At 66.0% G+C, this 26,699-nt stretch carries 24 protein-coding genes; 7 read left to right on the forward strand and 17 right to left on the reverse strand.

All coding sequences use genetic code 11. The features are described from left to right. Window positions 1–33 precede the first annotated feature (33 nt). The 4 genes from AACH06_RS26510 to AACH06_RS26525 all read left to right on the forward strand — a co-directional run bounded on the left by AACH06_RS26510 (window position 34) and on the right by AACH06_RS26525 (window position 2,993). Window positions 34–666, forward strand: coding sequence for a LemA family protein (locus tag AACH06_RS26510; protein WP_341428824.1), 633 nt, complete (start codon window positions 34–36; stop codon window positions 664–666). 10 nt (window positions 667–676) lie between these two features. Next, window positions 677–1,639, forward strand: coding sequence for a TPM domain-containing protein (locus AACH06_RS26515; RefSeq protein ID WP_341428825.1), 963 nt, complete (start codon window positions 677–679; stop codon window positions 1,637–1,639). An 11-nt stretch (window positions 1,640–1,650) separates the two neighbouring features. Continuing rightward, a complete protein-coding gene (locus tag AACH06_RS26520) occupies window positions 1,651–2,187 on the forward strand; it encodes a TPM domain-containing protein (RefSeq protein ID WP_341428826.1) in 537 nt (178 codons plus the stop codon). 338 nt (window positions 2,188–2,525) lie between these two features. After that, window positions 2,526–2,993 carry a hypothetical protein gene (locus AACH06_RS26525; protein WP_341428827.1) on the forward strand — a complete coding sequence of 156 codons (468 nt, stop codon included), beginning with the start codon at window positions 2,526–2,528 and terminating at the stop codon, window positions 2,991–2,993. Window positions 2,994–3,053: 60 nt separating this feature from the next. Here the strand turns inward: AACH06_RS26525 and ppk2 are convergent, their stop codons facing one another. The 13 genes from ppk2 to AACH06_RS26590 all read right to left on the reverse strand — a co-directional run bounded on the left by ppk2 (window position 3,054) and on the right by AACH06_RS26590 (window position 14,052). After that, on the reverse strand, window positions 3,054–3,941 hold the full coding sequence (gene ppk2 / locus AACH06_RS26530) for a polyphosphate kinase 2 (protein ID WP_341428828.1): 888 nt from the start codon (window positions 3,939–3,941) through the stop codon (window positions 3,054–3,056). Between the two features lie 147 nt (window positions 3,942–4,088). Then, window positions 4,089–4,508 (reverse strand): F0F1 ATP synthase subunit epsilon, encoded by a 420-nt coding sequence (locus tag AACH06_RS26535; protein ID WP_341428829.1) that lies wholly within the window; start codon window positions 4,506–4,508, stop codon window positions 4,089–4,091. Window positions 4,509–4,628: 120 nt separating this feature from the next. After that, on the reverse strand, window positions 4,629–6,041 hold the full coding sequence (gene atpD, locus AACH06_RS26540) for a F0F1 ATP synthase subunit beta (protein WP_341428830.1): 1,413 nt from the start codon (window positions 6,039–6,041) through the stop codon (window positions 4,629–4,631). Window positions 6,042–6,093: 52 nt separating this feature from the next. After that, window positions 6,094–6,978: a F0F1 ATP synthase subunit gamma gene (gene atpG, locus AACH06_RS26545; RefSeq protein ID WP_341428831.1), complete on the reverse strand. Its 885-nt coding sequence runs from the start codon at window positions 6,976–6,978 to the stop codon at window positions 6,094–6,096. 35 nt (window positions 6,979–7,013) lie between these two features. Beyond that, window positions 7,014–8,573: a F0F1 ATP synthase subunit alpha gene (gene atpA, locus AACH06_RS26550; RefSeq protein WP_341428832.1), complete on the reverse strand. Its 1,560-nt coding sequence runs from the start codon at window positions 8,571–8,573 to the stop codon at window positions 7,014–7,016. 88 nt (window positions 8,574–8,661) lie between these two features. Then, window positions 8,662–9,195: a F0F1 ATP synthase subunit delta gene (locus tag AACH06_RS26555; protein ID WP_341428833.1), complete on the reverse strand. Its 534-nt coding sequence runs from the start codon at window positions 9,193–9,195 to the stop codon at window positions 8,662–8,664. 3 nt (window positions 9,196–9,198) lie between these two features. Continuing rightward, window positions 9,199–9,669, reverse strand: a complete 471-nt coding sequence (locus AACH06_RS26560) for a F0F1 ATP synthase subunit B (RefSeq protein ID WP_341428834.1) — start codon at window positions 9,667–9,669, stop codon at window positions 9,199–9,201. Window positions 9,670–9,758: 89 nt separating this feature from the next. Next, on the reverse strand, window positions 9,759–10,034 hold the full coding sequence (atpE, locus tag AACH06_RS26565) for a F0F1 ATP synthase subunit C (protein ID WP_423222090.1): 276 nt from the start codon (window positions 10,032–10,034) through the stop codon (window positions 9,759–9,761). Between the two features lie 65 nt (window positions 10,035–10,099). Then, entirely contained in the window at window positions 10,100–10,987 is an 888-nt protein-coding gene (gene atpB / locus AACH06_RS26570) for a F0F1 ATP synthase subunit A (RefSeq protein WP_341428835.1), read from the reverse strand. 20 nt (window positions 10,988–11,007) lie between these two features. Beyond that, on the reverse strand, window positions 11,008–11,622 hold the full coding sequence (locus AACH06_RS26575) for an ATP synthase subunit I (RefSeq protein ID WP_341428836.1): 615 nt from the start codon (window positions 11,620–11,622) through the stop codon (window positions 11,008–11,010). Between the two features lie 202 nt (window positions 11,623–11,824). Further along, on the reverse strand, window positions 11,825–12,748 hold the full coding sequence (locus tag AACH06_RS26580) for an SMP-30/gluconolactonase/LRE family protein (protein WP_341428837.1): 924 nt from the start codon (window positions 12,746–12,748) through the stop codon (window positions 11,825–11,827). Beyond that, a complete protein-coding gene (locus AACH06_RS26585; RefSeq protein ID WP_341428838.1) occupies window positions 12,745–13,638 on the reverse strand; it encodes an aldose 1-epimerase in 894 nt (297 codons plus the stop codon). Before AACH06_RS26585 ends, AACH06_RS26580 begins: the two co-directional genes overlap by 4 nt. A 57-nt stretch (window positions 13,639–13,695) precedes the next feature. Continuing rightward, window positions 13,696–14,052, reverse strand: a complete 357-nt coding sequence (locus tag AACH06_RS26590) for a phage holin family protein (RefSeq protein WP_341428839.1) — start codon at window positions 14,050–14,052, stop codon at window positions 13,696–13,698. A gap of 378 nt (window positions 14,053–14,430) precedes the next feature. Here AACH06_RS26590 and AACH06_RS26595 point away from each other — a divergent pair, with 378 nt between their 5' ends. Next, on the forward strand, window positions 14,431–14,862 hold the full coding sequence (locus tag AACH06_RS26595) for an SWIB/MDM2 domain-containing protein (RefSeq protein WP_341428840.1): 432 nt from the start codon (window positions 14,431–14,433) through the stop codon (window positions 14,860–14,862). 197 nt (window positions 14,863–15,059) lie between these two features. On the opposite strand, the gene AACH06_RS26600 is transcribed toward AACH06_RS26595, so the two are convergent. After that, on the reverse strand, window positions 15,060–17,552 hold the full coding sequence (locus AACH06_RS26600) for an ATP-binding protein (RefSeq protein ID WP_341428841.1): 2,493 nt from the start codon (window positions 17,550–17,552) through the stop codon (window positions 15,060–15,062). Between the two features lie 92 nt (window positions 17,553–17,644). Then, entirely contained in the window at window positions 17,645–20,563 is a 2,919-nt protein-coding gene (gene uvrA / locus AACH06_RS26605) for an excinuclease ABC subunit UvrA (protein WP_341428842.1), read from the reverse strand. Window positions 20,564–20,816: 253 nt separating this feature from the next. Here uvrA and AACH06_RS26610 point away from each other — a divergent pair, with 253 nt between their 5' ends. Continuing rightward, on the forward strand, window positions 20,817–20,993 hold the full coding sequence (locus tag AACH06_RS26610) for a hypothetical protein (RefSeq protein WP_341428843.1): 177 nt from the start codon (window positions 20,817–20,819) through the stop codon (window positions 20,991–20,993). A 239-nt stretch (window positions 20,994–21,232) separates the two neighbouring features. On the opposite strand, the gene AACH06_RS26615 is transcribed toward AACH06_RS26610, so the two are convergent. Beyond that, on the reverse strand, window positions 21,233–21,535 hold the full coding sequence (locus AACH06_RS26615; RefSeq protein ID WP_341428844.1) for a hypothetical protein: 303 nt from the start codon (window positions 21,533–21,535) through the stop codon (window positions 21,233–21,235). Between the two features lie 8 nt (window positions 21,536–21,543). Next, a complete protein-coding gene (gene recQ / locus AACH06_RS26620) occupies window positions 21,544–23,445 on the reverse strand; it encodes a DNA helicase RecQ (protein ID WP_341428845.1) in 1,902 nt (633 codons plus the stop codon). A gap of 349 nt (window positions 23,446–23,794) precedes the next feature. Here recQ and AACH06_RS26625 point away from each other — a divergent pair, with 349 nt between their 5' ends. Further along, window positions 23,795–26,620 (forward strand): TonB-dependent receptor, encoded by a 2,826-nt coding sequence (locus AACH06_RS26625; protein WP_341428846.1) that lies wholly within the window; start codon window positions 23,795–23,797, stop codon window positions 26,618–26,620. Window positions 26,621–26,699: the final 79 nt, after the last annotated feature.

Raw genomic sequence — 26,699 nt, forward strand, 5'->3', positions numbered from 1 at the left:
GCCTTGGGCCCACCCACGACGGAGCCTCGACGAATGAAACTCTTCGCGCGTCCCTTGCTTGCCGCTTCGGTCCTGGCGACCACGCTGGCCCTCAGCGGCTGCGGCTACAACCAGTTCCAGAGCCTGGATGAACAGGTCAAGGCCGATTGGTCCGAGGTGTTGAACCAGTACCAGCGCCGCGCTGACCTGGTGCCCAACCTGGTGGCGACGGTCAAGGGCGAAGCCAACTTCGAACAGGAGACCTTGACCAAGGTGGTCGAGGCGCGCGCCAAGGCCACGTCCATCCAAGCCACCCCCGAGCTCATCAACAACCCCGACGCGTTCCAGAAGTTCCAGGCGGCACAAGGTGAGCTGTCGGGTGCGTTGAGCCGGCTGATGATGGTCAGCGAGCGCTATCCGGATCTCAAGGCCAACCAAGGCTTCCAGGACCTGCGCGTGCAGCTAGAGGGCACCGAAAACCGCATCACGGTGGCCCGCAACAAGTACATCAAGGCGGTGCAGAGCTATAACGTGTTGACGCGCAGCTTCCCGACGAACTTGACGGCGATGATGTTCAGCTACAGCGTCAAGCCGAGCTTCACGGTCGAGAACGAGAAGGCGATCGCCGCGCCACCGACGGTGACGTTCGACAAGGCCGCTCCCGCCACGCCTGCCGCTTCGAACTGAGGGCGCACGGGTGCCGCGCTGGCCAGTGGTCTTGACCTTGCTCGGCTCCCCATGGGGCCTGGGTGCCAGATGGGCGTTGGTGTGGGCCTTGTTCCTCGGCCTCTGCGGGGTGGGCGCGAGCGCGGCTTGGGCGCAAGAGCTGCAGCCCATCCCCGCGCTGGCAGCCCGAGTGACGGACACGACCGGCACGCTCACGGCCGCGCAGCGCCAAGCGCTCGAGACCAAGCTGGCCACGTTCGAGCGCGAAGCGGGCTCCCAGATCGTGGTGCTGCTGGTCGCCAGTACGGCGCCGGAAGACATCGCCGCCTACGCTTATCGGGTGGCCGACTCTTGGAAGGTGGGGCGCCGTGACGTCGGGGACGGCCTGCTGATCCTGGTGGCCAAGGATGAACGGCGCGTGCGCATCGAGGTGGCCAAGGCGCTGGAGGGCGCGGTGCCCGACCTGGCGGCCAAGCAGGTCATCGATGGCGCGATTCGTCCCGCCTTCAAGGTGGGCGACTACGCTGGCGGCTTGAATGCGGCCATCGACCAGCTCTCGGCCCGCGTGCGCGGCGAAGCCTTGCCAGCGCCGCCGAAGCAACGCGCCAAGAAGCAAGGTGGGCAGGGCTGGGACCAACTGGCGCTGTTCTTCTTCATCGGCGTGCCCGTCATGGGCGCCTTGCTGACCGGCGTGTTGGGCCGCAAGGCCGGCGGCCTCGCCACCGGCGGCGCGGCCGGCGGCCTGGCCTGGATGTGGGGGGCGCCCGCCGTGCTCGCGGGCGCGGCCGGGGTGCTGGCGGTGGTGCTGGTCGGCGTGCTGGGCATCGGCGCGGCGGGTCGGAGACCCCGGGGACTTCGCGGAATTGCCGGTGCGCCGGTGATCTGGGGCGGTGGCGGCGGTTGGGGTTCCGGCGGCGGCGGCCGCGGCGGCGGTGGCTTCTCGTCAGGCGGCGGTGGCGATTTCGGTGGCGGCGGCGCCTCGGGGGGCTGGTGATGGTGGCTGCGATGTCACAGAGCGCTCGCTCATGGCCCGCGCGTCTGGTGCGACTGCTCAAGCACCGGTGGTGGGATGAGTCCGATGCGCGCCGCGTGTTGCCAGAGCCCGCACTGGACCGTATCCAGGCCCGGGTGGCCGAGAGTGAGCGGCACCACAGCGGCGAGATCCGCGTCTGCGTCGAGGCGAGCCTGCCACTGTCCTACTTGTGGCGCGACGCGAGTGCTCGCGAGCGGGCCGTGGCCATGTTCGGCAAGCTGCGGGTGTGGGACACCGAGGCGAACAACGGCGTCTTGATCTATCTTCTGCTGGCCGAGCATGCCATCGAGCTGGTGGTGGACCGGGGACTGGCGCGGCACGTCGATCCTGCCCAGTGGCGCTCACTGGTCGTGAGCCTGGGCGACGCGCTACGCGCCGGCCGGTTCGAACAGGGCTTGCTGCAGACGGTGGATGAAGTCGATCGCTTGTTGTCTACGCACTTTCCACTGGATGGGCGCGCCCGCGAGGCGAACCCCAACGAACTGCCGGATCGGCCGCACGTTCAGTAGCCACGCCGTGGGGTCACCGCCCATGTCGCGGTGCCCCGTGTCAATCGGCACCCCCTAGCTTGGCCGAGGCCCCTAGTTCGGGGGGCTGTCCCGGACGCCGACTGAACCTACAAAGCCGGGATGCACTCGATCACGCACCTCATCACGGCCGCATGGCCTTTGGCGGGTGCGCGATGAATCTGCAGTCCCGAGTCCACCGGCGCTTGCACCGGCGCCGCTCCGGCGGCTCGGGTCAGCTCGGTTTGTCTCGAGACAGCCTGCCACCCCGCGGTGAGGCCGATGCCGCGCCGAGCCCTCATCCCCCCGTCGACAGGGCCACTGACCTCGGTGACCGTGCCATGCTGCTGTTGAATTACTTGTCCGCACCGATACCCGAGCCCTCCACCGGCGAGCCCTGGGGATCGGAGCCCCATGTCGATGCCGGCATGCAGGCCGCCGCGCGCGCGTGGCTGGAGAGCGCCGAGCCTCTGCGTCTGGGCCTGCGCGCCGGTGCCCTGATGGACCGGGTTCGTTGGTTCGGCCGTTTGCTGTCGCTGTGCGCGCCTGCCGACCGGGAGCGGTGGCTGGCCGATCAGGTCGCGGCCGGCCAACGCCACCCTTTGGCCGCATCGCCGCTGCACGAGGAGCTCGACCCGAAGCTGTTCGACGTGAGGCTGCCGGCCGAGGCGCGGCTGAAGCTCCAGGCCCTGTGGCTCGCCATCATTGCGCCAGGCGCCGTCTGCCTCGACGCTGAACGGCGCGAAAGGGAATCGAACCAGGCGCGCGACTTGATGCGCGGCTGGCTGCAAGGCAGCGGCGCCGCTTGATCGTCTGAGGGTTGGGATCGCCGCCGGGAAGCGGTGCCGGCTGGCCCCTGCGGCGGTCGCCTACGGTTTCGGCCAAGGCTTCAAGGGCTTCACCGGGCCCCTGAACTGCTCACGCTGAGGGGAGGTACCCAGCGGCGGGAAGTCGATCGGTTCCGGCGGCACATTCGTGTCGGGCAAATGGTCGAGCAAATGGCGGATCAACGTGAGCCTGCCCCGGCGCTGGTCATTGAAGTCCACCAGCGTCCACGGCGCGTGGGGCGTGTGGGTGGCCTTCAGCATCGCGTCACGGGCACGACCATAGTCCGCGTAGTGCGCCCTCGCCTTCAAGTCGATGGGTGACAGCTTCCAACGCTTGAGCGGGTCGACCAACCTTTCGGCAAAACGCTCTTCCTGCCGAGCCTGATCGACGGTGAGCCAGTACTTGAACAGCAGGATGCCGTCGTCGACCAGCATCTTCTCGAACACCGGCGCTTGCTTCAGGAAGACCTTCGCCTCGTCTTCGGAGCAAAAGCCCATCACCCGCTCGACACCGGCTCGGTTGTACCAGCTGCGATCGAAGAGGACCATCTCTCCGGCCGCGGGCAGCCACGGCACATAGCGCTGGAAGTACCACTGGGTTCGTTCGCGCTCGGTGGGCTTGGCCAGGGCCACGGCTCGCACTTGGCGCGGGCTGAGCGTGCCGGTGATGGCGGATATGACCCCACCCTTGCCGGCCGTGTCGCGCCCCTCGACCACCACCACCAACCGATGACCGCTGGCCTGCAGCCAGCGGGCCATGTTGTTCAGTTCGATTTCCAGGCCGGCCAACGCGTCGGCGTACTCGGTCTTGCCCAGCTTGTCGGGCTCGCCGCTGGCCTTGTCCTTCTTCTTTCGATCGCTCGACGGGTTGCCGCCCGGCGTGGGCTTGTCGGAGGGGTTCGATGGGGACGCCGATTTCTTCTTCGCCACGATGCGCTCCTGTGGGCCCAGATGCAGCGATTGTGGTGGAACCCGCCCGCATCTCACGCGCCCATGAAAAAACCCGCCGAGTGCAGTGCACCGGGCGGGCTTTGGGGGTGGGCCGAAGTATCCCGGCCGAGATTCGCGGCAGTTCGCTCAGCGCGCCTTGCGAAGCTTCTGAATGGCGGCCAGTTGCGCCGCCATCACCGCCAGCTCGCTTTGGATCTTCGCCGTATCGATTTCGCTCTTGGCGTTCTTCAGAGCCTCTTCGGCCAGCTTCTTTGCCTCGTTGGCCTTGGCCTCGTCGAGGTCGTGGCCGCGGATGGCGGTGTCGGCCAGCACGGTGACCGTGCCGGGTTGGACTTCCAGAATGCCACCGGCAACGAAGACAAACTCTTCCTCACCGTTGTCAGCCCGCTCGATGCGCACGGCACCCGGCTTGATTCGGGTGATCAGCGGCGTGTGGCGCGGCAGGATGCCGAGCTCGCCGTTTTCGCCCGGCAGCGCGACGAACTTGGCCTCGCCGCTGAAGATCGACTCTTCAGCGCTGACCACGTCGACGTGAATGGTTGCCATGTCAGTACTCCGTTGCTTGCCTCAGATCGGGCCCGGCGGTCACCCCAGGGGCAACGTGGCCGGGACGCTGGCGGCGCCCCCTGAGAGAGAAGACGCCGCTGGCGCTTCGGGGGCGAATCATCAGTTGATCTTCTTGGCCTTCTCGAAGGCTTCGTCGATCGTGCCGACCATGTAGAACGCCTGCTCGGGCAGGTGATCGCACTCGCCGGCCACGATCATCTTGAAGCCGCGGATGGTTTCCTTCAGCGGCACGTACTTGCCCGGCGTGCCGGTGAACACTTCGGCGACGTGGAAGGGCTGCGACAGGAAGCGCTGGATCTTCCGGGCGCGAGCCACGGCCAGCTTGTCTTCCGGCGACAGTTCGTCCATGCCCAGAATCGCGATGATGTCGCGCAGTTCCTTGTAGCGCTGCAGCGTGGCCTGGACCGCGCGGGTCGTCGAGTAGTGCTCTTCGCCGACGACGTTCGGGTCGATCTGACGCGAGGTCGAGTCGAGCGGATCCACGGCGGGGTAGATACCCAGCGCGGCGATGTCACGCGACAACACGACGGTGGCGTCCAAGTGGGCGAACGTGGTGGCGGGCGACGGGTCGGTCAAGTCATCCGCAGGGACGTACACGGCCTGGATCGAGGTGATCGAGCCGACCTTGGTCGACGTGATGCGCTCTTGCAGCCGGCCCATTTCTTCGGCCAGCGTCGGCTGGTAGCCCACCGCGGAAGGCATACGGCCCAGCAGTGCGGACACTTCGGTACCGGCCAGCGTGTAGCGGTAGATGTTGTCCACGAAGAACAGCACGTCACGGCCCTCGTCGCGGAACGACTCGGCGATCGTCAGGCCGGTCAAGGCCACGCGCAGACGGTTGCCCGGGGGCTCGTTCATCTGGCCGTAGACCATCGCGACCTTCGACTCGGACAGGTTGTCCTGCTTGACCACGCCCGAATCCGACATCTCGTGATAGAAGTCGTTGCCCTCGCGGGTGCGCTCACCCACGCCGGCGAACACCGACAGACCCGAGTGGGCCTTGGCGATGTTGTTGATCAGCTCCATCATGTTCACGGTCTTGCCGACGCCGGCGCCGCCGAACAGACCCACCTTGCCGCCCTTGGCGAACGGGCAGATCAAGTCGATCACCTTGATGCCGGTTTCGAGCAGCTCTTGAGAGGGCGACAGCTCGTCGTAGGCCGGGGCCTTGCGGTGGATCGAGGCGGTGAGGTCTTGCGAGACCGGGCCACGCTCGTCAATCGGGTTGCCCAGCACGTCCATGATGCGGCCCAGCGTGGCCTTGCCGACCGGCACGGTGATGGGGTTGCCGGTGTTGGTGACGATGACGCCGCGGCGCAGGCCGTCCGACGAACCCAGTGCGATGGTGCGCACGATGCCGTCGCCCAGCTGCTGCTGCACTTCGAGGGTCAGCGCGGAGCCTTCCATCTTGAGCGCGTCGTACACCTTGGGCATCTGGTCACGGGGGAACTCCACGTCCACCACGGCGCCGATGCACTGAACGATCTTGCCTTGGGCTTGAATGTTCGACATTTCTTGGTCCTTCAATCTTTGTTCGATTCAATCGCAGTACGTGGGCCGAGGCTCAACCACCGATGGCGGCAGCGCCACCAACGATTTCGGAGAGTTCCTTCGTGATCGCGGCTTGGCGGGTCTTGTTGTAGACCAGCTTCAGCTCGCCGATCAGCGTGCCGGCGTTGTCGGTCGCGGCCTTCATGGCCACCATGCGTGCCGACTGCTCGGACGCCATGTTCTCGGCCACGGCCTGGTAGACCAATGCCTCGATGTAGCGGGTCAGCAGCTCGTCGATCACGGTGGCGGCGTCCGGCTCGTACAGGTAGTCCCACCCGTAGGCCTTCTTCTCCTCCTCCGTCTGGGCCAACTGGCCCGCCGACAGCGGCAGCAGTTGCTCGACCACCGGCTCCTGCTTCATCGTGTTGATGAACCTCGTGAAGCACAGGTAGACGGCGTCGACCTTGCCCTCTACGAAAGCATCGAGCATGACCTTCACCGGGCCGATCAGCTTCTCGATCTGGGGCGCATCGCCCAGACCGAGCGCATGCGACACGACCGGTGCGCCGATGCGGTTCAGGAAGCCGTTGCCCTTGGTTCCGATCGCGACCGCCTGCACCTTGCCACCGGCCGACTGCACTTCACGCATCTTGGTGGTGACCGCGCGCAGCACGTTGGTGTTCAGACCGCCGCACAGACCCTTGTCGGTCGTGACGACGATGAAACCCGTGCTGCCCGACTTGCCACCAGTGCGCATGTAGGGCGACTGGTACTCGGGGTTGGCCTGCGACAGGTTCGCCGCGATGTTGCGGACCTTGTCGCTGTAGGGGCGCGCGGAACGCATGCGTTCCTGCGCCTTTCGCATCTTTGATGCGGCGACCATCTCCATGGCCTTGGTGATCTTCTTGGTGTTCTCCACCGATTTGATCTTGCCGCGTATTTCCTTACCGACCGCCATGACGGTTCTCCTTCATCAGAGGTGTCTGGCTGACTTCAGGCGAAGGACTTCTTGAACGCAGTGATGGCAGCGCTCAGCTCAGCTTCCAGCTTGCCTTCCTTGTCGAATGCCTTGTCGGCTTCGAGCTTGGCCAACAGGGCCGCGTGGCTGGCCTTCAGGTGCTGGTGCAAGCCGTGCTCGAATGCCAAGACCTTCTTGGTATCGATCGAATCCAGGAAGCCCTTGTTGACTGCGAACAGCGTCGCGGCCATCAGGCTGATCGGCAGCGGGGAGTACTGGGCCTGCTTCAACAACTCGGTCACTCGCGCGCCGCGATCCAGCTGCTTGCGGGTGGCTTCGTCCAGGTCCGAGGCGAACTGAGCGAACGCGGCCAGTTCACGGTACTGCGCCAAGTCGGTACGGATACCGCCGGACAGGCCCTTGATCAGCTTCGTCTGAGCGGCACCACCAACGCGCGACACCGAGATACCGGCGTTGATCGCGGGGCGAATACCGGCGTTGAACAGGCTGGTTTCCAGGAAGATCTGGCCGTCGGTGATCGAGATCACGTTGGTCGGCACGAAGGCGGACACGTCACCAGCTTGGGTTTCGATCACGGGCAGCGCCGTCAGCGAACCGGTCTTGCCCTTGACCTCACCCTTGGTGAAGGCTTCGACGTAGTCGGCGTTGACACGCGCTGCACGCTCCAGCAGACGGCTGTGGAGATAGAACACGTCGCCAGGGAAGGCTTCGCGGCCCGGCGGACGGCGCAGCAGCAGCGACACTTGGCGATACGCCACCGCTTGCTTGGACAGGTCGTCATAGACGATCAGGGCGTCTTGACCACGGTCACGGAAGTACTCGCCCATCGTGCAGCCCGAGTAGGCCGACACGTATTGCATGGCGGCCGATTCCGAGGCGGAAGCAGCGACAACGATCGTGTATTCCATCGCGCCGGCTTGTTCCAGCGCGCGCACCACGTTTTTGATCGACGAAGCCTTCTGGCCGATCGCGACGTAGATGCAGGTCATGTTCTGACCCTTCTGGTTGATGATCGCGTCGATCGCCACCGCGGTCTTGCCGGTCTGGCGGTCGCCGATGATCAGCTCACGCTGGCCACGGCCGATCGGCACCATCGAGTCGATCGACTTCAGGCCGGTCTGCACCGGCTGGTCCACCGACTTACGGGCAATCACGCCAGGCGCCACCTTTTCGATCACGTCCGTCATCTTGGCGTTGATCGGGCCCTTGCCGTCGATGGGCTGGCCAAGGGCGTTCACGACGCGACCGATCAGCTCGGGGCCCACCGGCACTTCCAGGATGCGGCCCGTGCACTTGACGGTGTCGCCTTCGGAGATGTGTTCGTACTCGCCCAGGATCACCGCGCCGACCGAGTCGCGCTCGAGGTTCAGGGCCAGGCCGAACGACGGCTGGCCGTCCTTGCCGGCGGGGAATTCGAGCATTTCGCCCTGCATCGCATCGGACAGGCCGTGCACGCGGACGATACCGTCGGTCACCGAGACCACGGTGCCTTGGTTGCGGATGTCCGTCGAGGCGCCCAGGCCTTCGATGCGGCTCTTGATCAGTTCGGAAATTTCAGCGGGATTCAGTTGCATTGCTTTCTCCGAAAGCGTGAGGCGCCAGTGGCAATGGGCGGGAGGCCGTAAGGGGGTTGCCGGGTGAGCGCGGGGCTGCGGATGATTCTCAGTGGGTCAGCGCGACGCGCATCTGATCGAGACGGGCCTTGACCGAGGTGTCGAGCACCTCGTCGCCGACTTCGACGCGAATGCCGCCGATCAATGACGAGTCGACCGTGACGCTGGCATTCAGCTTGCGGCCGAAGCGCTTTTCCAGCACCGCGACAACGTCGGCCAGTTGGCCCGCGTCGAGCGCGAAAGCGCTGGTGATCTTGGCGTCAGACACCCCCGTGCTGGCGTTGACCAGCGCGCGGTACTGCGCGGCGATCTCGGACAGCGCATTCAGGCGACCGTTTTCGATGACGGTGCGCAGCAGGTTGGCGACCTTGGGTGACAGCTGCAGGCGGGCGACGCCGCTGACCAGCTCGAACACCTGGACCGCACTGACCTTGGGGCTGTCGGCGAACTGGCGCAGTTGCGCGTGACCGGCGACCTGGCCCAGCGTCTGAAGCTGGTCGGCCAGGGCGCGGGCATCTTCGCCTGCACTGGCTTTGAACAGCGCTTCCGCGTAGGGGCGGGCGATGGTGGCGAGCTCAGCCATGATTTACAGCTCCGTCTTCAGGCGGGTCAACAGTTCGGCGTGCACGCCAGCATTGACTTCGTGCTTCAGGATCTGTTCGGCGCCCTTGATGGCCAACAGGGCAACCTGCTCGCGCAGGGCCTCACGGGCCTTCACGGACTCTTGCTCGGCCTCGGCCTTGGCAGCGGCGACGATCTTGGCGCCTTCTTCATTGGCGCGGGCCTTGGCTTCTTCGACCAACTGCTGACCCAGACGCTCGGCGTCGGCCAGGCGCTTGGCAGCGTCATCCTTCGCGGCTGAAAGCTGTGCCTGAATTTGCTTCTCAGCTTCGGCCAGGCGTTTCGTCGCAACGTCAGCAGCCGACAGGCCAGCCTGGATCTTTGTCGCGCGCTCGTCCAGCGCAGCGGTGATCGGCGGCCAGACGAATTTCATCGTGAACCAGACCAGGATCAGGAACACGATCATCTGGACGATGAGGGTACCGGTGATGCTCACTTGATTGCCTCAAACGGTGGCGGGGATCTTCAGCAAAGGGCGCGGTGCGATTGACCGCGCCCAGAGCCTCTCAACACGACCGTGTCGGTTTACTTGGCGGCAGCAGCCACGGCCTGGGCGATCTGGCCCAGGAACGGGTTGGCCGTGGCGAACCACAGGGCGATACCGGTACCGATGATGAACGCCGCGTCGATCAGGCCGGCCAGCAGGAACATCTTGGTCTGCAGTTCGCCCATCAGCTCGGGCTGGCGAGCGGCCGACTCGAGGTACTTGCTGCCCATGATGCCGATGCCGATACAAGCACCGACGGCACCCAGACCAATGATCAGGCCGGCGGCGAGGGCAACAAAGCTGATGACTTCCATGATGACTCCTAGTCGAGAAGGTTGTGTTGGAGGAAAGGAAACGAAAGAGAGGACGACCGCTTTGGTTAGTGGGCGTCGTGAGCCTGACCGATGTAGACCAGCGTGAGCATCATGAACACGAAGGCCTGCAGGGTGATGATCAGGATGTGGAAGATCGCCCAGGCGGAGCCGGCGATGATGTGGCCCAGCGCCAAGCCGATGCCGGTGCCGGTGCTGACCGAGCCCCAGGCGCCGCCCATCAGGGCAATCAGCAGGAAGATGAGTTCGCCGGCATACATGTTGCCGAACAGACGCATGCCGTGCGAGACCGTCTTGGCGACGAACTCGATCATCTGCATCAGGAAGTTGAAGGGGTACAGCGCCCAGTGGTCGCCGAACGGGGCGGCGAACAACTCGTGCACCCAGCCGCCCAGGCCCTTGATCTTGACGTTGTAGACCAGGCAGGTGATCAGCACGCCGACCGACAGGCCCATGGTCACCGACAGATCGGCGGTGGGCACCGAGCGCAGGTAGGCATGGTGCGGGTCGCCACCCGTGGCGCCGACGATCTTTTCCCAGATGAAGGGCAGCAGATCGACCGGCAGCAGGTCCATCGCGTTCATCAGGAAGATCCAGAGGAACACGGTCAGCGCCAGCGGGGCGACCAGCTTGCGGCTGTTCGCATTGTGGACGATGCCCTTGGCCTGGGATTCGACCATCTCGACCAGCAGCTCGACGGCGGCTTGGAAACGGCCGGGAACGCCCGAGGTGGCCGAACGGGCTGCGCGCCACAGGATGAAGCATCCCAGCACGCCCAGGACGATCGAGAAGAACATCGAATCCCACGACACGACCGACAGGTCGAAGGGGCCGTGCAGCTCCTTGTTGCGGGCGTGGGTCAGGTGGTGAACGATGTACTCGCCCGCGGTGGGGGCGTGTTCTGCGGCTTCTGCGGCGTGACCTTCGGCTGCCATGAATCTCGTTCCGTGTTCGTTCAACTTGTCGTCTTGCGGCCGCGCCACGAGAGCGCGACCCAATACACCTTGATGCACACCACCAGAGCCACCAGCAGCGCCGGCCAGCTCAAGTGAGACACCAGTTTCGGCGCCCCGACGAGCAGGGCGACCGACACTCCTAGCTTCACCATCTCCCAGAGCATGAAGCTGACCGCGGACACGCCCGGCGCCATGCTCGAGAGTCGGCTGGTCATGCCTCGCGCCATCAGAGCACTCGGCAGGACCACCGTGCCGGCGCCATACAGCGCCGACCAGAAATACGACGATTCACCCATCAGCAGCCATGCAAGCACAGCCACGACGCTCCCGACCGCAGCTTGCGCAGCGACCACCCGCCATGGTGAGACAGCGGGGTTTTGCGCCGACAGGGCCTGAGCCTCTTCCCGGGTCAGGGCCTTGAACGGCGGCTTGGCGCCCTCATCCTCTTCATCGTCCCAGCGATCAGCTCGGGCCCGTCGCGGCGTGGCCGACTCGACATGAGCGGCGGCGGGCGAAGGGGACTGATGCGCCCTGAAGCCTGACTTCGGGGCCGAATTGGAGTCTGCGGTCGGCAAAGCCTCGGGATTATACGGGCAAAGCCTGTCGCGCCCCATGACGCCCTACTTCGGGTTGGATATGGAACGCATAAGGGCTCGATACCACCCGACCGCATCGACGACGGGGCACCCCCTTGCATCGCCCCGGGGCAGCCGGTCAGCGCCCGAAACAAGCGGCCAGAGCGCCTGCGGGGCGCCGCCGATTGTCTCGGGGCCGTCCAGCCGCGGCCGCTTGGTCGGCCGCCCCGGTCAGGTCAACTCACAGCACCGCGAAGTTCACCGGCAGGCCGGGGACCTCCACCCGCATGCGGAGCACGCGCCCCGCCCAAGGTTGGGCCGCCAATTCTTCAGCCGGGCGCTTTTCCCGCGACGTGGTGATGTAGAGCGTCCGCAGGTCCGCGTCGCCGAAGCAAACCATGGTCGCGCAGCGAACCGGCAAACGCACTTCACCCAACACCTCGCCAGCGGGTGACAGGCGCACCAGGCGCTGCCCTTCGAACATGGCAGCCCAGTAGCAGCCCTCGCTGTCGACCGCCGCACCGTCTGGACGGCCACCATAGCCATCCAGCGGCTGGTCCGGCTGCTTCAGCGCAAACTGCGCAAACACCCGGCGCTGCGAGACCGTGCCATCCGCCGGATCCATGTCCAGCGCCTGCACCCGATGCGCCTTGGTGTCGCTCCAATAGAGCGTGCGGCCGCTCGGGCTCCAAGCCAGCCCGTTGCTGACCGTGACGTCACCCGCGATGCGATCAAGACGACCACCGCTCCACCGATAGAGCGCCGCCAGCGCCGGCTCGCGCGGCTCGTAGATGGTGCCCACCCAGAAGCGCCCCTGCGGGTCGGCCTTGCCGTCATTGAATCGCTCAAGCGCTGGGTCGTACGGTGGCGGTGCCAGCAGGCGTCGCCGACCACTGGCCGGGTCGAATTCCCACAGGCCATCCCGCATGGCCAGCAGCAGGTGGCCGCCAACGAGAGGCGCCATGCTGCAAGGCTCGCAGTCGAATGCCCACTCTCGGTGACCGCCTGTCGCCGGGTCGAACCGGTTCAGACGTTTCCCAGGGATGTCGCACCAATAGAGCGCCGATTCGGTCGGATGCCAGAACGGCGACTCTCCGAGCAGCGACGGCGCCACCGGAAGCGGCTCGGCCTGGAACAGCGTCGTGGATCCGGCCGGGGCACTCATACCCGGGCGATGTCGAGCGTGAACCAGGCCTCGAACGTTTCGCCCGGTGCCAGCTTGCGCAGGCCATGCGCCTGCGGATCAGCCATGTGGATCGCGTTGCTGACATGCGTGACGGGCTCAACGCAGAAGTACGGCTTGTTCTGCGGGGTGAACACCACCAGATACGGCGTCGAGGCACGCAGGCTCATCCGCATCTTCTCGTCACGGATCTTGGCGTCGCCGCGCCAACCCTCGAAGCAATTGTCGAAGTCGAGGTGTGCGATGTCGCCGTCGATGCCCGCCTGGGGCACCTTGCGGGTCGGCAGGCCACTGGCGTCGGGCTCCCAGCGGTCGGTGAGCTCGATGTGGAGGCGGCTGCGCGTGCGCTTGGGAAAGTACGGGTGCCAACCGAGGCCCACCGGCTGCGGGATGTCGGCGCGGTTGGTGATGATGAGGCGCGTGGTCAGCGATTCGGGCGTCAGCTCGAACACCTGGCGCACTTCAAACGCGAACGGCCAGTGGGCATCGGGCTGGTGTTCATAGCTCAGCTCGGCGCGCTGGGCGTCGCTGGAGACCACCGCCCACGGGCGCTGCCAGGCCACGCCGTGCACCGAATGAGGGTTGTCGTCGAAGTTGGGCTGCGTGGTGTAGTCATGCCCCATCCAGCGAAAGCGCCGAAAGCCCAGACGATTCGAGTAGGGCGCCAGCGGATAGTTGCCCGCCAGGCGGGAGGTCGCGAGACCGGCGGGCTCGGTGCTGCGCAGCACCGGCAAGTCGCCGAGCCAGAGGCCGGCCATGCAACCGCCCAGGTCGGGCCGCAATGCCAGGCGCAGCTCGCCGGCGGTCAGTTCAATCGATGTCGAGGTGGTAATGGCTAGGCCCTCCTCAGGGCTGGCACGACGGACGTGCATGGGTCGGAGATGGCGATGCGCGAGCGCCGGCGGATGGTACGCCGACAAAGACGCCGGCTATTCGTTGCGCGCAAACAGATGCTCGACGGCGGTGTCGATCACCATGCTGCACGCGCTGTAGATGACCGAACCGATGAGCGCCGCACCAAAGCCGGCGACCTCGAAGCCGTCGAGCAGGCGTGCAGCCGCCCAGAACATCAGCGCGTTGATCACGAAGAGAAACAGACCGAGGGTGAGCAAGGTGACCGGCAAGGTCAGCAGCACCAGCAGGGGTCGCACCAGCGTGTTGAGCAAACCCAGCACCAGCGCCGCGCCCAGGGCCGAAGTGAAGCTCGCCACCGTCACGCCCCCATAGAGATGGGCCACGAGCAACAGTGCGGCGGCGAGGAGAAACCAGCGGACCAGCAGCTTCATCGAGGGCGTTTCCTTGTGGGCAAGAGTCTTGTCGTTCGTCGCCAATGCAGGGCTCGGCGCAGCGGCATTGTGCGGTCACGGCCCACGCGCGCAAGTGGGGCCGGCGTGGGGCCACGTTCAAGGAATGCATCGAAATGCTTCCGCTTCCCTCGTGAAAATACGGGTGACGGTATCTGAACGCACCCAGGTGACGCCCAGGAGCGACAAATGCGGGTCACTCCGGGGCACCAAAGGGTGTTTTACGAGGGAAAACAGCTTCTCAGCCCCTCGTACACGCAGTACCATTCGGGTCGCTGCGGATCTTGTGAGAAATGGAAGTCCACGTGGCTTCCACCCGGGCCCGGCACATCAACACCTCACTTGATGGAGAGAATCGACATGGCAACTGCGAAGAAGGCCGCTCCGGCCAAGAAGGCCGCCCCGGCGAAGAAGGCTGCACCCGCCAAGAAGGCGGCGCCTGCGAAGAAGGCCGCTGCGCCCGCCAAGAAGGCGGCGCCTGCGAAGAAGGCAGCCCCGGCCAAGAAGGCCGCTCCCGCGAAGAAGGCCGCTCCGGCCAAGAAGCGCACCCCGAACGCTGCGTTCATGAAGGCGATGACCCCCAGCGCTGCGCTGGCGGCCATCATCGGCGACAAGGCCGTGCCGCGCACCGAGGTGACCAAGAAGGTCTGGGAGTACATCAAGAAAAACGGCCTGCAAGACAAGGCCAAGAAGACGATGATCAACGCCGACGCCAAGCTGAAGGAAATCTTCAAGAAGGCACAGGTGTCGATGTTCGAGATGACCAAGCTGATCAACAGCCACCTGAGCTGATATCGAGACGGGCGGTGACGACCGCCCGGCCTCCCGCTGAAGGGCCGGCATGCGCCGGCTTTTTTCATGGCCGACGCGACATCAGGTCGGGCCGGAAGGCCGCTCATCGAGTCAAAGGGCGCGCACCTGATCGCGTAAATGCGGGCTATGCCCCTTCAATGCCCGCCCATGCCGCTCAAGAGGCCCCTCTGTGCCCGTCAGGCGCCGTCGAAAGCCCGCCGCGCGTCGATCACGCGGCGCACCTCTTCGATCAGACGGTTCAGGTCGATCGGCTTGGTCCAGTAGTCGTCGAACCCTGCTGCGAGGGCCGCAGCGATCTGATCGTTCATGGCATCGGCCGACAGTGCCACGCACAGCAAGTCCGCCGTCTCGGGCTGCGCACGAAGGCGGCGCAGCACTTCCAGCCCGTTCATGTCGGGCAGATTCATGTCGATGAGCGCGAGGTCGGGCCGCAGCTCGGTCGCGCGGTCAACGCCACTGCCGCCGTCGTGCGCGACGTGCAAGGTCCATCCTGGCTGGGTGCGGAAGACCTCTTCCATCAGCAGCACGTTGAGCGGTTCGTCCTCGACGTAGAGAACCACCCGGCGCGTGGCGCCATCGGTGCTCTGCGGGCCGGACTGTGAATCGGCCGAGGGCGCGACAGCCCCGCCCGCCTGCGCAGACGCCATCAACTTCAGCGCGAAGCAACTGCCCCGCCCCGGCTCGCTGCGCGCCTCGATGTCGCCCCCCATCGCTCTGGCCAATCCCCGGGCAATGACCAAGCCCAGCCCGGTGCCGCTGATGCGCCGACGCTCTGCGCCAAGCCGATTGAAGGGCTGGAACAGCTGCGCCAGTTGGTCGGGCCGAAGGCCTTCCCCCTGGTCGCAGATCGTCACCTGGGCCACGCCAGGCGCCATGGTCGATTCCTGCAGTGTCACGGTGACACGGCCCCCTGATCGGTTGTACTTGATCGCATTGGACAGCAGGTTGACCAAGACTTGCTCCAGTGCCGCGGGATCCCCCTGCACGCGTGCGCCTGCCGGCACCACCAGCCGGATCGACACCGATCGCGCCACAGCCAGCGGTTGGACCGCCTCGATGCTCGAGCGCAGCAGCTCGGTGAGGCTGAGCGCTTCGTTGCGCAGTGTCAGCGTGCCCTGCTCGATGCGCGACAGATCCAGGACGTCGTCCACCAGCGTCAACAGCGCCTGCCCGGCCTGGCGCACGCCGTCGAGCCGGTGGCGCTGGGCGCTGATCAGGGGCTGCTCTCGATCCAGACCCATCAACTGCGCAAAGCCGATGATGGCATTCAAGGGGGTGCGAAGCTCGTGGCTGACGCGCGAAAGGAATTCGCTCTTGGCACGGCTGGCGCGTTCGGCGCTGTCGTGCGCCAGACGAAGCGCTTCATGCTCGCGCAGCGCGTCCTGCGCTTGACGGCGCTCGGTCACATCCCAGGTGAAGCCGTGGAACACGATGCGGCCGTCGGCCTGCCGCTCCGGCGTGGCGCGGGTTTCGAGCCAGCGTGGCTCGCCATCGCGCTGGAATCGAAACTCCACGCGCATCGGCGTGAGTTGGCGGATCGACTCCAGCACGGCCTCCACCAGCGCGGCACGATCCTCGGCAGCAACGCGGCGCAAGCTCGGCGTCTGCCCCCCATCGCCCAGCAACACTCGCACGCCGTCATTGACATACAGGTAGTGGGGGTCGGTGCCATCCGCCTCCAGGCGCAGCTGGAAAGCGGCTCCCGGCAATTGCGCCATCAGCTTATGCATGCGCAAGTCGCGCTCGCGCGTTTCCCGCGTGGCCAGGATCTGCGCGGAGACATCGCGGGCGCTGCCTCGCCACCCTTCGAACTGGCCCTGCTCACCGAACACCGGCACCGCGCTGCGCGAGATGTACAACGCCCCACGGTGTGGCGTGTCGAACCGGGTGACCACGCGCGTCAGCGGCTGGCGTGCCGCCATGCGCGTGAGCAACGTCGCGCCGCTGGGCACCGGTTCGCCCCCCGCATCCACGCACGGCTCGTCGACAAGCGGCTGGCCGATCAACGCCGACACCGGCAGGCCGGCCAGCCGCTCGAAATCATCGGAGAGCCAGCGATGGCACAGCTCGGCATCGAGCTCCCAAAGCCAATCGCCGGAGGCGCGAGCCAAGTCCGACAGACGCCGCCGCTCGCGGTCGAGGTGCTCGCGTGCATGCTGGGTAGCGATCAGCGCTTCGGCAGCCACCGCCAACTGGGCCAACTGCTGCCGCTGCGCGTCGTCCATTCGGTGCGGATGCGGGCTGGCGACGCACAAGGTGCCCACCGCATGCCCCTGCAGCCGAAGCGGCACCGCGGCGTAGAAGCACATCAGATCGAGCTGCCCCGGCGCCACGCCAAACCGCGGATCGAGCCGGACGTCGGGCACCTCCAGGAACGCGTTCGCGGCCACGGCGTGAGCGCAGATCGCTTCGGCCCGCGGCACGGTGCGAACGGCGGGTACGTCTTCGTCGTGGGCGCTCACCTGACACGCGTGATCGGCCCCGACCAGGGTCAGCCACCCCACCGGGCAGCCGCACAGCCGTCGAGCGGCATCCGCCAGAGCGCGCAAAGCGGCCAGTGGCGCGGCTTCGGTCAAGCCGTCGCAGTGTGGGCTGAACCAGCCCAGATCGCGCAACGCCGCCTGACGGAGCTGCTCGTCAGGCGGTTCAGGCGCGGGTCGCCATGCCATCGTCCCACTCCGCCAGGGTCTGGCGATTCACGGCCCCATACTTCCGGACGCCCCGCCAGCAAAGCATGCATTGTGGCGCAGGCACCCGTCGGTCAATCTTCCAGTAAGGGGGCGAGAAAGCGGCCAGTGTGGCTGGCTGCACAAGCCGCCACGGTTTCCGGCGTGCCTTCGACGACCACCATGCCGCCGCCGGCCCCGCCCTCGGGGCCCATGTCGATCAGCCAATCGGCGGTCTTGATCACGTCCAGGTTGTGTTCGATGACGACGATGGTGTTGCCGGCATCGCGCAGCTGGTGCAGCACCTTCAGCAACTGCGCGGTGTCATGGAAGTGCAGCCCGGTGGTCGGCTCATCGAGGATGTAGAGCGTGCGGCCGGTGTCGCGCTTGCTGAGCTCGAGCGCCAGCTTCACCCGCTGCGCTTCGCCGCCGGACAAGGTGGTGGCACTCTGGCCCAGCGTGATGTACCCCAGCCCCACATCGAGCAGCGTGCGCAGCTTGCGGGCGATGGTGGGAACGGCGCTGAAGAATTCATGCGCGTCCTCCACGGTCATGTCGAGCACCTGGGCGATGTTGCGGCCCTTGTAGAGGATCTCCAGCGTCTCGCGGTTGTAGCGCTTGCCGTGGCAGATGTCGCAGGGCACATAGACATCAGGCAGGAAGTGCATTTCCACCTTCAGTACACCGTCGCCCTGGCACGCTTCACAACGCCCGCCACTGACATTGAAGCTGAATCGTCCTGCGCCGTAGCCACGCTCCCGTGCCGCCGGCACCTCGGCGAACAACTCGCGGATCGGGGTGAACAAGCCCGTGTAGGTGGCCGGGTTCGAGCGCGGCGTGCGGCCGATGGGGCTCTGGTCGACGTTGATGACCTTGTCGAAGGCCTCCAGACCTTCGATCGCATCGTGCGGCGCCGCCTCGGCATGGCTGTTGTAGAGCTTGCGGGCGACGGCAGCGTAGAGCGTGTCGTTCACCAGTGTGCTTTTGCCCGAGCCGGACACACCCGTGACGCAGGTCAACAGCCCCACCGGAATCTCGACGGTGACCCCTCTGAGGTTGTTGCCCCGCGCATTGACGATCGTCAATTTGGACGGCACGCCTTCCACGGCCTGAGGCGCCGTGCGACGTGGAATGTGAATGCGCAACGCCCGGCCCAGGTACTGCCCCGTCAAGGAGTCGGCGTGTCCGGCCACCTCCACCGGCGTGCCCGCCACGATGACTTGGCCGCCGTGCGCACCCGCGCCCGGCCCCATGTCGACGCACCAGTCGGCGGCACGGATCATGTCTTCATCGTGCTCGACGACCAGCACCGAGTTGCCCAGGTCACGCAAGTGCTTCAGCGTGCCGATCAGTCGCTCGTTGTCACGCTGGTGCAGGCCGATCGAAGGTTCATCCAGCACATACATCACACCGGTCAGGCCGGACCCGATCTGGCTGGCCAGGCGGATGCGCTGCGCCTCGCCGCCGGACAAGGTGTCTGCGCTGCGGTCCAGGCTGAGGTAGTTCAGGCCCACATCGTTCAGGAACTTCAGCCGCGCGCGAATCTCGCGCACCACCTTGTCGGCGATCTCGGCTTTGGCGCCCTCGAGCTTCAGGCCCTCGAACCAGGCCAGCGCGTCGGCCAGCGTCAGGTGCTCGGCCTCGTAGATCGGCTTGCCGCGCTCGGCTTCGGTGCCTGGCAGGAACACGTGGCGCGCCTCGCGCTTGAGCCGGGTGCCGTGGCAGTGTGCGCAGGGTTTGGCGCTCTGGTAGCGCGCCAGATCCTCGCGCACCGCCACGGAATCGGTTTCGCGGTAGCGGCGCTCAAAGTTGGGCAGGATGCCCTCGAACGGGTGCGAACGCTTGACCACCCGGGTGCGGCCACCCTTGCCTTCGGCCTCGTAGAGAAATTCAATCTCTTCCTCACCAGAGCCTTGCAAGAGCACCTGCTGGGCACGGGCCGGCAACGATTCGAAGGGCAGCTCGATGTCAAACCCGTAGTGCCGGGCCACGCTTTCCAACAACGAGAACGTGTAGGCGTTGCGCCGGTCCCAGCCCTTGACCGCACCGGCGGCCATCGACAACGACGGGAAGGCGACCACCCGCTCCGGGTCGAACACCGTCTGCACGCCCAGGCCATCGCAGTGCTGGCAGGCGCCCACCGGCGAATTGAACGAGAACAGGCGCGGCTCCAGTTCAGGCAGCGAATAGCTGCAGACCGGGCATCCGAAGCGCGACGAAAAGAGATGCTCCGCGCCCGAATCCATCTCCAGCGCGATCGCCCGGCCATCGGCCACCCGCAGCGCCGCCTCGAAGCTCTCGGCCAGACGCTGCTTCATGTCGGGCCGGGTCTTCAGGCGATCGATGACGACATCGATGTCGTGCTTCTCGGTCTTCTTGAGCTTGGGCAGGTCGGTCGCCTCGACCACTTGGCCATCGACCCGAAAGCGCACATACCCCTGCGCCTGCCAGTCGGCGAACGACTCGACGAACTCGCCCTTGCGGTCACGCACCACCGGGGCCAAGACCATCAGCTTGGTGTCTTCCGGCAGCGCCAGCACGGCATCGACCATCTGGCTCACGCTCTGCGCGGCCAGCGGCAACTCGTGATCGGGGCAGAACGGCGTGCCGGCGCGGGCGTACAGCAGGCGCAGGTAGTCGTGGATCTCGGTCACCGTGCCCACCGTCGAGCGGGGGTTGTGGCTGGTGGCTTTCTGCTCGATCGAGATCGCCGGCGACAAACCCTCGATCACGTCGACGTCCGGCTTGTCCATCAGCTGCAGGAACTGCCGGGCGTAGGCCGAAAGGCTTTCCACGTAGCGCCGCTGCCCTTCCGCGTACAAAGTGTCGAACGCCAGGCTCGACTTGCCGGACCCCGACAGGCCGGTGATCACCACCAGCGCGTGCTTGGGGATGTCGAGGTCGATGTTTTTCAGGTTGTGCGTGCGGGCGCCGCGAACGCGAATGGCCGGCGCTTCGGGCTGGCGCGCGGCGGCCGAGCCAACAGGCAGGGCGGACGGTAGGGGATCGGACATGGGGTCTCGCGAGGGCAACCGGCCATCATAGCGACAGCCGGTTTCGTTGGCAGCCACGGCCACCTGCGCCATCTTTTGGGGCACCCTGGACGCCGACCGGCGCACCACCTGCGGGCCGGGCGCGGGCTGATTCCGGCACCCGGCGAAGGTTCACATATTTTTTCGTTCGTGCCTTTTGCTTGTCATCCGTGACGCGGACCCCCGCGTTGACCCTGATACCGTGCCCCTACTTCAAGGGGGTCCGGTCATCAAGATGCCTACGATCATGCAAAAGTTAGCCCTTACAAACCGTCCTTCCCATGCGCGCGACGTGCGGCATGTGCTGCCGCAGCCGGAAAAGGGACAGAAGTTCGAACCGTTCTGGACGGCGGCCTTTGGCAGCGACCGCCAGAGCCTGGCCCGGCAGCAAAAGTCGGATCAGAAGCGCTGATGCACCATCGAGGTGCCGCCCGGGAGGGCGGCCCACCGGCGCTTCGCCCATCCGACGGCCACGCCGATCGACCGCATCGCATGCCGCTTGGCTGAGCGCATCAGCACCCGTTCATCGACACGGCACCGACCGCTCGCCCGCCTTCGAAAAGCCTTTGGCGGCGCCTGCGACGCGGTTTCACCCCAACACTGACTTCCCGCGCCGCGTCCGATGACCGGGCGGCCCGCCCACACGCCCCGCTAGCGCGACGCCGGATAGGTTTCGCGGGTATCGGCCAGGTGGCAGCGCTTCAGGTGGCCGGCGTCGACGGCCTCTTTGCAAACGGTGAAGCTGTCGCGGCTGTTGCAGCGGCGCTCGTCGGGCTTCCCGGACAAGGGCGGGCAGCCTGCTTCGCTCAACCGGCGGGGCCAATCGGCCATCAATCGGCCCGCCGGCTGTTCCGGGGCAGGCGGTGCGCCCGCGGCGCAAGCCACGCCGGCGAACGCGGCCATCAGCAATCCGGCCGCCCGGGACCGGGGCTTGGCAAAAGAACGTAACGTCATCGCCGGCTTCATCCCGCCATCTCCACCTGTTCCAGCACCCTCAGGATCTCGCGGCCGTAGGCCTCGAGCTTCTTGGCGCCCACGCCGCTGATGCCGGCCAGCGCGGTCAACGAATCGGGCGCGTCGGCCGCCATCTGGGCCAGCGTGGCATCGTTGAAAACGATGTAGGCCGGCAGGTTGTGCTCCTTGGCCACATCACTGCGCCAGGCTTTGAGCGCTGCGAAACGCGCCTGGCCTGCGGCATCGAGGGTCGACGCCGCACGCGGCACCTTCGGCTGGGCGCCGCGGCTGCGTGAACTGCGGGTGCGCGGCGCGGGCTCGCGGGGCTCGCGCAGCTCGATCTTCACTTCACCGCGCAGCACGGCGCGGGCGCTGTCGGTCAAGGCCAGCGTGTTGTATTCGCCTTCGCTGGCCAGGTGGCCCAGCGCAATCAGCTGGCGCACGACGCCGCGCCATTGCGCCTCGCTCAAATCAGCGCCGATGCCGAAGGTGGACAACTGCTCATGCCCGCGCTCGCGTGTCTTGTCGGTCGACTTGCCCCGCAGCACGTCGATCAGATGCCCGGCGCCGTAACCGATGCCGGAGTGTTGCCAAAAGCGGTAGACACAGGACAGCGCCTTGCGGGCTGCTTCGGTGGCATCCCAGCGTTGCGGCGGATTCAGGCAGTTGTCGCAGTTGCCGCAACGCCAGCGCCCACCGCCCCCCTGGCCGGCGCCAGAGATGTCCTCGCCGAAGTAGGCCAGCAAGCGCTGCCGGCGGCAGTCCAGGCTTTCGGCCAATGCCAGCAGGGCTTCGAGTTTGCCGATCTGCAGGCGCTTGAAGTCATCCGCCGCCGTGCTCTCGTCGATCATCCTGCGTTGGTTCACCACATCGGCCAGGCCGTAGGTCATCCAGGCGTCGGCAGGCTCGCCGTCACGGCCGGCGCGGCCGGTCTCCTGGTAGTAGCCCTCGATGTTCTTGGGCAGGTCGAGGTGGGCCACGAAGCGCACATCGGGCTTGTCGATGCCCATGCCGAACGCCACGGTGGCCACCATCACCAGCCCCTCCTCCCGCAGGAAGCGATCCTGGTGTCGCCGCCGCACGTCGGCATCCAACCCCGCGTGGTAGGGCAACGCGCTGATGCCCTCGGCGACCAGCCACTCGGCCGTCTCTTCCACCTTGCGCCGGCTCTGGCAATAGACGATGCCCGCATCGCCCTCGTGCTCATCGCGCAAGAAGCGCAGCAGCTGCGCCCGCGCGTTGTCCTTCTCGACGATGGCGTAGCGGATGTTCGGTCGATCGAAGCTGGAGACAAAGGCACGCGCCTGCCCCAGTTGGAGTCGATCGAGGATGTCAGCGCGGGTGTGCTCGTCCGCCGTCGCCGTCAACGCAATGCGCGGCACGCCGGGGTAGCGGTCGGCCAACTGGCCGAGCTGCAGGTACTCCTCACGGAAATCGTGGCCCCATTGGCTGACGCAGTGGGCCTCGTCGATCGCCACCAGGCTCAGCCGGCCCCGCTCATGCAGCGAATCGAGCATCGCCAGGAAACGCGGATTCGTGATTCGCTCAGGCGCGGCGTACAGCATCACCAGCCGGCCGGACAGCAGCTCGCGCTCCACCGCCTGGGCACCCGCCGCGTCGAGGGTGGAGTTGAGGAAGGCGGCATGCACGCCCGCCTCCTCCAGCGCGCCCACCTGATCGTGCATCAAGGCGATCAGCGGGCTGACCACCACCGCCACACCCTGCCCCGCTCGATGGCGCGCGATGGCGGGCACCTGGTAGCACAGGCTCTTGCCGCCCCCTGTGGGCATCAGCACCAGCGCGTCGCCGCCAGCAATCACATGGTCGACGATGGCCTGTTGGTGGCCGCGGAACTGGGCATAGCCAAAGACCTCGTGCAACAGCGCGAGCGGATCCGTGGCGGGAGACATCGAGAGCATCGGTCGCCATGGTAGCGGCTCGGCCCCCAGGCACTGGGGCGCGCACCCCTACCGAGCGATCGCGCCTGCCTAGACAACAAGAGCGCTGACGCCGCGCCACGATGCATTTCATCGCCAGCCGCCGCAGTTCGTCGCATCGCCTGTGGCGAAACCGCCAACTCGCGGGTTCGCCCCAGCAACCACCCCATTGACACCGCCAAACAATGGCCGGCACTCGGCGTGCGGCGTCGATGGCAGGCTTCTTGCATCACGCTGCCGCCGTCGCTTCTCGACGTGGGGGGTGGCGCCTTCAGCCCACGAGGCTGAACGAGCGCCGCAATGAGTTTCGTTAGGAGGACACATGTTTCAACGCAAAAAGCTTTGCACGCACCTGCTGCTGGCTTTCGGCGTCTTGCCTGCGTATGCGCAAGATGCCTCCACGCAACGCGTGGAAATCACTGGTTCTTCGATCCGCCGCATTGAGGCCGAAGGGGCGCTGCCCATCACGGTGATTTCACGCGACGCCATCGAAAAAAGCAGCGCCAGCTCAGTCACCGAACTGATCCAGGCACTGCCCGCGATGACGGGCGGCAACTTCCAGCAGTCGTCGGGCTCGGTCAACGGCAACGGGTTCGGCAACACCACCGCGGCCATCCACGCGCTCGACCAGAAATACACCCTGGTGCTGTTGAACGGCCGGCGGGTTGCACCCTTCGCTGGTTTCGGCGCCTCGGGCGGTGACGGCGCGGTGAACCTGGCCAGCCTGCCTCTCGACGCGGTCGAGCGGGTCGAAGTGCTGACAGACGGCGCGTCAGCGCTCTACGGCTCCGACGCGATCGCCGGCGTGGTGAACTTCATCACCAAGAAGGACCTGACCCAGTTCGGCGTGTTCTTCAACGGCAGCGCGCCGCAAGAAAAGGGCGGCAACAAATGGAGCGCCGGCATCAGCAAGGGCTTCGGCAGCCTGGACAGCGACGGCTTCAATCTCCTGGCGTCTTACAGCCACGATGTGCAGGAAGTGCTGTGGGCCAAGGACCGTGATTTCTCCAAGAAGGGCGGCCTGATCACCTTCAACCTTGATGGCAAACGAGTCGTTTTCGACCAGACCTCGAGCAACTCGCTGCCGGGCTCCGTCTACCTGGACAGCGGCAATTCGTTCAGCCCCTACTTCGACCTGAACGGCGACTGCGGAGCAGACCCCAACGTGTTCGTTGCGGGCACCAAGTGCCGGACGAATTACGCCGCGATGGTCCAGAACCTTCCCGAATCCGAGCGCGACAGCTTCTATCTGAGTGGACGCATGAAGCTGGGCGACGACAACACGCTCTTCGCCGAAGCGCTCTACTCCAAGTTCACGATGACCGCGGCGTTCGCGCCCCCCGCCCAGCCGATGGGCTTGGGATCGAACGACCTGCCCGGCCGGCCGCTCGACATCCTTTGGAACAAGTACATCGTTCCCTACCAGACGGCCAACAACGACACCAGCACTGGCGGCCAGATGCGCTATCGCGCCATGGAGGCGGGCCCTCGCACCGATGACTTCGTGACCGAAGCGCAGCACTATGTGCTGGGCATGGAAGGCACCTTGATGGGCTGGGACTACGGTACCAGCGTGGTGTTCTCGTCGAACCGCGACCAGGACAAGCTCGCCGGGGGCTACCTCGATTTCAACAAGTTCGTCGACCTGATCGCCAGCGGGCAGTACGACCCGCTCGTGCCCAAAGAAGGCCAGAACCTCGATGCCGCCCTGCTCAGCGGTACGTTCCTGAAGAGCACGAGCACCCAGAACGTGTTCAACCTGCATGGCTCGAAAGACATGTTCGCCATGCCCGGGGGCAATTCGGTGCTGGGCGTGGGCTTCGACTATGCCCAGCAGACGCTCAAGCAGGAGACCAGCGACCTGGCGCAGTTCGGCAACGGCACGCCAGGCCAGGCCGGCAAGACGAACTACGCTGTGGGCGGCTTCTATGGCTACGTGCCCATGGAGGCGAGCCGCAACAACTACGGCCTGTTCGCTGAGTTGCTGATGCCGGTTGCCAAGAAGACCGAGGTCACCGCATCGGTCCGATACGACCACTACGACCGGGTGCACAACAGCAAGCCTTTCACCCAGGTGGCCAACAACCTCGAGCCGCTGCCGGCCGAGGACCAAGGGAATACCTTCAGCCACGCCACCTACAAGCTGAGCTTCCGGCTCCAGCCCGTGGACGGCGTGCTGGTTCGCGGCTCGCTGGGCACTGGCTTCAAGGCGCCTTCGGTCAATCAGATCGCCGCGCCGCTGGCCTTCGCGACCAACACATCGGGCTCTTATGTCTGCCCGTTCCCGACGGAGCCGGTCTGTATTGCGAACGGTACCGGGCCCCAGCAGTGGGACCTGATCTCGGCGGGCAACCCCGCCAAAGGCAAGAACGGGCTGAAGGCCGAATCGTCGCGCCAATGGACACTGGGTGGCCGCTGGGAACCGGCGGACACCGGCCTGTCGATGGGTCTGGACTATTGGTCGGTGCGGCTGAAGGACCAGATCCTGAACGGCATGCCTGAGGGCTACGCGTTCGCCAATGCGTCCTCGTTGCAGGACCTCTTCGTGGCGCCGTACCAGGATCCGGCCGGCTACCCGACGGTGGCCCTGATCCAGAAGCCGTTCAATGCGGGCAAGGCCAACTATCAAGGCCTGGATTGGGAGTTCGACTACCGCACGACCACGTCGATCGGCAAGGTGTCGGCCAGCCTTGGTGGCACGCACATGCTGAAGGCCGACTACGAGCTGCCGGGCGGCAAGCAGTCCGACCTGGGCAAGTTCGGCGGCGACAACAACGTGGTGTTCCGCAACATCATGCGCCTGACCCTGGGCCTGCAGTACGGCGACTTCACGCACACGCTGACTGCCAAGAACAAGTCCGGCTACAAGGACCAGGCCTTCACCGCGGAATCAGGCAACGTGTACGACGAAGCCACGGGCGACGGCGTCGCCTACAACGGCAAAGTTCGGTCATACACGCTCGTCGACTGGCAGACGCGCTGGCAGTTCAGCGCCGATCTGCGCTTCACCGTCGGCATCACCAACCTGTTTGACGAAGCCCCGCCGCGCTCGCTCAAACTGGTGGGTGGCAACCAGGTCGGCTACGACGGCCGCTACACGGACCCGACCGGCCGGGCCTTCACGGCCGGCGTCTCGTACCGCTTCTGATCCTCTGCGGCCGCAAGGCCGTATCGGCTGACGCCCGCTCACCCACCCATGGGTCAGCGGGCGTCTTGCATTTGGAAGC

The organism is Ideonella lacteola (genome assembly GCF_038066555.1).
GTDB lineage: Bacteria > Pseudomonadota > Gammaproteobacteria > Burkholderiales > Burkholderiaceae_C > Ideonella > Ideonella lacteola.